At 67.0% G+C, this 6,572-nt stretch carries 4 protein-coding genes; 1 reads left to right on the forward strand and 3 read right to left on the reverse strand.

The window, feature by feature from the left end; translation table 11 throughout:
- Positions 1 to 809: 809 nt before the first annotated feature.
- The 3 genes from ACFV15_RS45695 to ACFV15_RS45705 all read right to left on the reverse strand — a co-directional run bounded on the left by ACFV15_RS45695 (position 810) and on the right by ACFV15_RS45705 (position 5,315).
- Entirely contained in the window at positions 810 to 2,351 is a 1,542-nt protein-coding gene (locus ACFV15_RS45695) for an APC family permease (RefSeq protein WP_378359454.1), read from the reverse strand.
- A complete protein-coding gene (locus ACFV15_RS45700; protein ID WP_378359455.1) occupies positions 2,344 to 3,768 on the reverse strand; it encodes a gamma-aminobutyraldehyde dehydrogenase in 1,425 nt (474 codons plus the stop codon). Before ACFV15_RS45700 ends, ACFV15_RS45695 begins: the two co-directional genes overlap by 8 nt.
- Before the next feature lie 98 nt (positions 3,769 to 3,866).
- Positions 3,867 to 5,315 carry an NAD(P)/FAD-dependent oxidoreductase gene (locus tag ACFV15_RS45705; protein ID WP_378359456.1) on the reverse strand — a complete coding sequence of 483 codons (1,449 nt, stop codon included), beginning with the start codon at positions 5,313 to 5,315 and terminating at the stop codon, positions 3,867 to 3,869.
- A gap of 349 nt (positions 5,316 to 5,664) precedes the next feature.
- Between ACFV15_RS45705 and ACFV15_RS45710 the strand changes: the two genes are divergently transcribed.
- The gene (locus ACFV15_RS45710; RefSeq protein ID WP_378359458.1) at positions 5,665 to 6,153 is read left to right on the forward strand and encodes an Lrp/AsnC family transcriptional regulator; all 489 of its coding nucleotides are present in this window, start codon (positions 5,665 to 5,667) and stop codon (positions 6,151 to 6,153) included.
- The last annotated feature ends 419 nt before the right edge of the window (positions 6,154 to 6,572 follow it).

Raw genomic sequence — 6,572 nt, forward strand, 5'->3', positions numbered from 1 at the left:
CAAACCCCCCCCCCCCCTTTCTTGGGCGGTGCCTGCGCCCCCCAGATTTGGGGGGGTTGTGGGGGGGGCGGTGGGGGGGGTTTCCCCCCCCCCCCCAACGCTCACGACCTCGCTCTCGGCAGGCTCGCCCGCACGCGCGCGGCCCAGGCTTGGGTGAGGGCCTCCCTCACCCAGACCGTGGAGTGAGGGCCTCCCTCACCCGTATATCTGCAATGCCGGGTGGTTAAAGGTCGGGCAGGTTGGTCAAGCCCGCTGCTCGGTAGGTGCCGCAGGGTGGTTGAACGTTGCGAACGGGGCGTTCGCAACGCTGAGCGACACATACGCCCCGTTCATTCCGTTCACTCCACCCCGCAAAGCGGGCAAATGCGACATTGAGGGGCGAAATTCAACCGCTTGAGTCCTTTGTGGACGTTGGATGCTTGTGGTCGGGCCACCGACGACAGCCCGGCCGACTCGGGTTTCACGTGCTCACGTGCCGATTGACAACGCAGGCCAAGCCGGGCCAAATTCGGGTTTCGCGAAGATCAACTCGCATCGGTGATCACTAAATATCCACAAAGGACTCGCGTCGACGATTTTGTCCCGCATTGTCGCTTTCGTGTGCATTGTGGAGCGGGCTGGACGGGATGAACGGGGCGTATGTGGCGCTCAGCGTTGTGAACGATGCTCCTATAGATGTCAAGGGGCGTTCATTCCTTCAACCGACCCGGGGGGCGGGACCCTGAACTTGGGTTGAGTGAGGGAGGCCCTCACTCAGCTGCCCTGGGGTTGCCATGTTCGGCTTTCCCCTCAGTAGCCGCCCACAGCACTCACGACCCCTTGGGCGTGATCGAGGCTTCGTCACCGCGGACGAAGCCCCGTGGCAGGCGCCGCCCGGCGAAGAAGTCGCGGCAGGCGCGGTGGATCACCAGCATCAGCGGCACCCCGAGGAAGATCGCCACCACGCCGATCACCGCCGGCCCGCCGATGCCGAACACCGTCGTCTCGCCCGCGTCCGGTTTCGCGTACTCGAGCAGCGCGGCCACCAGTATCACCGCGAAGAAGATCCCGCCGACGAACGGGAAAACCCCGCGCAGGAAGAAGTTGCGCACGCTCGCGAACAACGTCTTGCGGAACACCCAGACGCACGCGAGCGCCGTCGCGGTGTACTCGATGGCGATCGTCAGCCCGACCGCGTCGACCGAGTCGGACAGGATGTTGTCGCTCCACAGCGACAAGCCGACATAGAGCACAAAGGACACGAGCCCGAACACCCAAGTCGACACCGAAGGCGTCTGGAATCGCGGATGCACCCGCGCGAACGACTTCGGCAGCGCGCCGTGACTGGCCATCGAAAGCATGGTGCGCGCGGCGGGCATGACCGTCGCCTGCGAGGCCGCCGCGGCGCTGGTCAGCACCGAGATGACCAGCAGGAAGCCCATCACCGCGCCGAATCCGCTCGACCCGAACACGGCGTCGCCGAGCCCGGCGAGCACGTCATCGGCGTTCTTCTCGTTGCCGAGCCCGATCCCGTCCGTGCCGACGCCCGCGAAGGACAGCGCGGCGATCGTCACCAGCAGGTAGTTGACCACCAGCAGCACGGTGGACAGCACCGCCGCCTTGCCGGGCCCGCGCTTCGGGTCGGCCGACTCCTCGTTCACCGAGACCGAGCTTTCCCAGCCCCAGTAGATGAACACGGCCAGCAGCACCGCCGAGATGAACGACGAGAACCCGATGCCGGACGGCCACAGCCAGCTCCACGACGGCGTCGTCGCCTGGTCACCCGCCGTGCCGCTGAACACCCGGACCAGCGCGACCACCGAGAAGACGGCCAGCACGACCAGTTCCACGGCCAGCAGCACCCACTGCACGCGCGCGGAGATCTCGATGCCGCGGAAGCAGAGGTAACACAGCAAGATCAGCCAGAGCACGCCGACCGCGGTGGTCACCACGCGGTTGTTGGCCAGCTCGTCGGCGCCGAACAGCAGCAGCGTGTACTTGCCGGAGATGGCGGACTGGCTGGTCATCACCAGCAGCTGCGCGACCGTCACCACCCAGCCGGTCAGCCAGCCGACGCGGCTGCCGAACGCGCGCGTCGCCCAGGTGAAGTTGGTGCCACAGTCCGGTTCGACCGAATTCAGCTCGCGGAACGCGAACGCCACGAACAGCACCGGGATGAACGCGAGCAGCACCAGCGACGCCGCTTTGAAGCCCGTGCCAGCCAGCACGATCAGGCCGAGCGTCGCGGCGATCGAGTAGGCGGGCGCCGTCGACGACATGCCGATGACCACCGAGGACATCATGTTCAGCGCGCCGGTACGCAGGCCTTTGCCTTCGGGCGCTTCGACCTTCGTCAGCACCGTCTCAGCCATGGGAGAACACCGTCCGGTGCCAGGACTTACGCGCGACGCCGGTGTTCTCGCTCATCACGTGTTTCACGACGGTGTACTCCTCCAACGCGTAGGACGACATGTCCTTGCCGTACCCGGACGCCTTCATGCCGCCGTGCGGCATCTCGCTCACGATCGGGATGTGATCGTTGATCCAGACGCAGCCGGCGGCGATCTCCCTGCTGGCCCGCCCCGCGCGGAACACGTCGCTGGTCCAGGCGGAAGCCGCCAGACCGTATCGGGTGTCGTTCGCCAGCGCGAGCCCCTGGTCGTCGGAATCGAAGGGCACCGCGGCGAGCACCGGGCCGAACACCTCGTCCTGCACGATCTCGGACTCGTGCGGCGCGTCGACGATCAGCGTCGGCTCGTAGAACGCGCCACGCGGGGCGCCGCCGCCGACGACCGCCTTCGCACCCTGGTCGAGCGCGCGGCCGACGAAGCCGTGCACCCGCTCGGCCTGCGCCGTCGACACGAGCGAGCCGAGATCGGTGGCCGGGTCCTCGGGGTTGCCCATCTTGACCGACCGCATCAGCTCGGCGACCCCGTCGACGAAGGCGTCGAACAGCGGGCGCTGGACATACGCGCGGGTGGCCGCGGTGCAGTCCTGGCCGCCGTTGAGCAGCGCGCCCGCGACGGCGCCGTGCACCGCGGCTTCGAGGCTCGCGTCGTCGAAGACGAGGAACGGGGCCTTGCCGCCGAGCTCGAGGTGGACCCGTTTCGGCGCGCGGGCGGCGAGTTCGGCGATCCGCCTGCCGACCGCGGTCGAGCCGGTGAACGACACCATGTCGACGCCGTCGTGGCTCACCAGCGCCTCGCCGACGTCGCGGCCGCGTCCGATGAGGACGGTGAGCACGCCGTCGGGCAGCCCGGCGTCCGCAAACGCTTGCGCCAGCATGACCGTGGTCAGCGGGGTGATCTCGGCAGGCTTGATGACCACCGCGTTGCCCGCGGCGAGTGCGGGGAAGACCTTCCAGCCCGCCATGTTCAGCGGGTAGTTCCACGGCGCGATCGAGCCGATCACCCCGACGGCCTCGCGGCGGATGGTCGAGGTGTGTTCGGCCGAGTACTCGCCGGACGCCTTGCCTTCGAGCGTGCGGACCGCGCCGGCGAAGAACGCGGCGTTGTCGATCGTGCCGGGTACGTCGAACTCCTTCGACAACCTGATCGGCTTCCCGCACTGCCTGGTCTCGGTCAGCGCCAGCTCGTCGGCGCGTTCCTCCAAGAGGTTCGCGACCTTCAGCAGCACCGCCGCGCGCTCGCCGGGTGAGGTGCGGGCCCACTCGCGTTGCGCGTCGCGGGCCTTTCGGACCGCGACGTCGACGTCGGCGGGTTCGGCGAGCTGGATCTCTTCGATCAGCTCTCCGCTGGCAGGGTTGGTGATCGCGAAAGACTCGGCCATGGGCGTCGATGGTGACAGCCGAACAAGGTCAAGACAAGCTTTTCCGCTGAGTTTCTTGCTTGAAACTACGCATTCAGCAGTTTGTTGACCGATACGGGCTAGGAATCGAAGCCGAGACCGCACCGGTCGAGCGTCCGGAGCCAGAGGTTGCGGCGCCCGCTGTTGGCGTCGGCCCGGTTGAGTGACCACCTGGTCAGCTGAATCCCGATCCAGCGGAACGGCTCCGGCGGCAGCGGCAACGGCTTCGAGTTCATCAGGTGCAGGCGCGAGCGGTCGGTGTAGCGGCCGTAGAGCTGGTCGAGCAGCGCGCCTGCGGCGAACCGCGTCGCGCCGACGCCGAGCCCGGTGAAGCCGAGCGCATAGCCGAGCCGTCCGCCCATCGCGGTGCCGACGAACGGGCAGAACCGGCTGCAGGTGTCGATCACGCCACCCCACCTGTGCGTGAACTTCACGCCCGCGAGCTGCGGAAACGTCTCGAAGAAGTGGTCGGCGAGCACGGCGTAGGTGTCCGGGCGCAGTGTGAGCTCGCTGCGGACGGGGCCGCCGTAGTAGTAGATCGCGTCGTACCCGCCCCAGAGGATGCGGTTGTCCTCGGTGAGCCGGTAGTAGTGGAACTGGTTGGCGGAGTCGCCGACACCTTGTCTCGCCTGCCAGCCGATGCTGTCGAGCTGCGCCTGGGTGAGCGGTTCGGTGACGAGCACGTAGTCGTATACCGGCACGATGTAGTTCTTGAGCCGCTTGAGCAACGGCGGAAACCCATTGGTGGCAAGGATTCCGCGGGCCGCGTGCACCTTGCCGTACGGCGTGCGGACCTCGATGCCGTTGCGGGCCTCGTCGAGCTCCAGCGCCTTGGTCCACTCGTAGATGCGGACGCCGAGTTCGAGGCAGGCTTCGCGCAGGCCCCAGGCGAGGCGGGCCGGGTCGAGCATCGCGACACTGCGCGGCATGAACAGCGAGCCGAGGTAGGTCGGCGAGTTGACCTGCGCGCGGGTCTCGGCGGCGTCGAGCAGTTCGACGTCATGACCGAGCGACTCGGCGAGCATGGCCGAGCGGGCGAGTTCGTCGAGTTGCCACGGCTCTGTCGCGACATCCAGCTCGCCGGAACGCTGGAAATCGCAGTCGATGCCGTAATGTTTCACGGCCGCTTCGATTTCGTCGAGATTGGCGAGTCCCTGCTTTTCCAGCTCGGGCATTTCGTTTTCGAAACGGTCGATCCCGTTGAGGATTCCATGCGTGAGACTGGACGCGCAGAATCCGCCGTTACGGCCGGACGCGGCCGAGCCGCAGGTGTCGGCTTCGATCAGCACGACGTCCAGTGATGGGTCGTTTTCCTTGGCCTGCAAGGCTGCCCAGAGTCCGGTGTAGCCGCCGCCGATGATGACGAGGTCCGTCGTGGTGTCCGCGGTCAGCGCGGAACAAGGCTCGGGCGCCGTTTGATTGTCGAACCAGAATGGGCGCGGCGCGGCATCTTTCAGCGCGTCCAAATGCGGGGTCTTCGAGTTTGTCGGCGTACGGATATGACGGCGCGCGGGAAGGAAGCTGGTCATGATGAATTCCTTGGGAGTGGGTGCGGAAAGGGGGACTTCCGACCCTTAACCGCCGAGCTGGCGACCCCCGCCGCAGCGCGCGAACCAGCGCACGCCGAGCCCACCTGGTGCGCAATCGCGACATCCCAAGCCGGTCACGGCGATCCACCTCCATGGATATTCGCGCCCTCAGGCTATCACATCTCGCACTGTTTGGGTGATGATTCAGTGGCGTCCGGCTAGTTTGACTACGATTTTCGCTTGGTTCCGCTGGCTGGACACCGGAAAGATCCAATATGGCGGCTGACCCCACGCCTGTCCGACAACTCGCTACGCTGCGGCGAACTCTTTTCGCGTAGGGAGGGCCCGCATGGCCGACGAACGGGACGGCGAACCGCGCACCCCGCGTGGTCTCGACGAGACCGACCGGACGCTGATCTCGCTACTGCAGCGTGACGGGCGGGCCTCGTTCACCGCGCTGGCCAAGGCGGTCGGCCTCTCCGAGGGCGCGGTCCGCCAGCGTGTCCAGCGCCTGCTGCGCGACGGCACGATGCAGATCGTCGCCGTCACCGACCCACTCGACGTCGACCTCGCCCGTCAGGCCATGGTCGGCATCAAGGTCAGCGGCGACCTCCACGCCGTCGCCGAGCGCCTCTCCGCGCTGGACGACGTCCACTACGTGGTCCTCTGCGCCGGCGGCTTCGACATCCTGATCGAGGTCATCTGCCGCGACGACGACCACCTTCTCCAGGTCCTCAACGACGACATCCGCGGCATCGACGGCATCGTCAGCACGGAGACCTTCGTCTACCTGAAGCTCGCCAAGCAGACCTACGCCTGGGGCGCCCTCACCCGCTGACCTTCATGCCCTCTACCTGGGGTTTTCCGGGTTGTCCACAGTCTGTGTCGCCTGTGGACAACCGCCTGAATCCCCTGGTTTCGTCGGTGGGGCCCGATAGACTGGTGCAGGGCGGAGCCCCCAGGGACGGGCGGGGGGTTGTTTACGTAGACGGGGTGTCGCCTCGACCGCGCGGTCCTTTTGGCGGCGTTTTGGGGGAACGTCGGGTGGTCAACGTCGCGTTCGCAACCCTGAGCGTTGTGAACGCCTCGTTCACAACGTTGGCGCCCTCGTAAAGCCGGGCGAATGGGGCAAAGCGGGCATCGGGACGCGGGCGAGTGGAAGCGTTTGCGCGGCGTTACCGGCCAAACATACACAACCGCCACCCCCAAGCCCGGGGGTAACACGCCCACCCCCCCCCGGCCCAGTAGAAAACGGGG

Source organism: Amycolatopsis sp. NPDC059657, from assembly GCF_042734395.1.
GTDB lineage: Bacteria > Actinomycetota > Actinomycetes > Mycobacteriales > Pseudonocardiaceae > Amycolatopsis.

Excerpts from the sequence above, each read along its gene's own strand:
- ACFV15_RS45705 (WP_378359456.1), bottom strand. The coding sequence starts at position 5,315 with ATGACCAGCTTCCTTCCCGCGCGCCGTCATATCCGTACGCCGACAAAC.
- ACFV15_RS45695 (WP_378359454.1), bottom strand. The coding sequence starts at position 2,351 with ATGGCTGAGACGGTGCTGACGAAGGTCGAAGCGCCCGAAGGCAAAGGC.
- ACFV15_RS45700 (WP_378359455.1), bottom strand. The coding sequence starts at position 3,768 with ATGGCCGAGTCTTTCGCGATCACCAACCCTGCCAGCGGAGAGCTGATC.
- ACFV15_RS45710 (WP_378359458.1), top strand. The coding sequence starts at position 5,665 with ATGGCCGACGAACGGGACGGCGAACCGCGCACCCCGCGTGGTCTCGAC.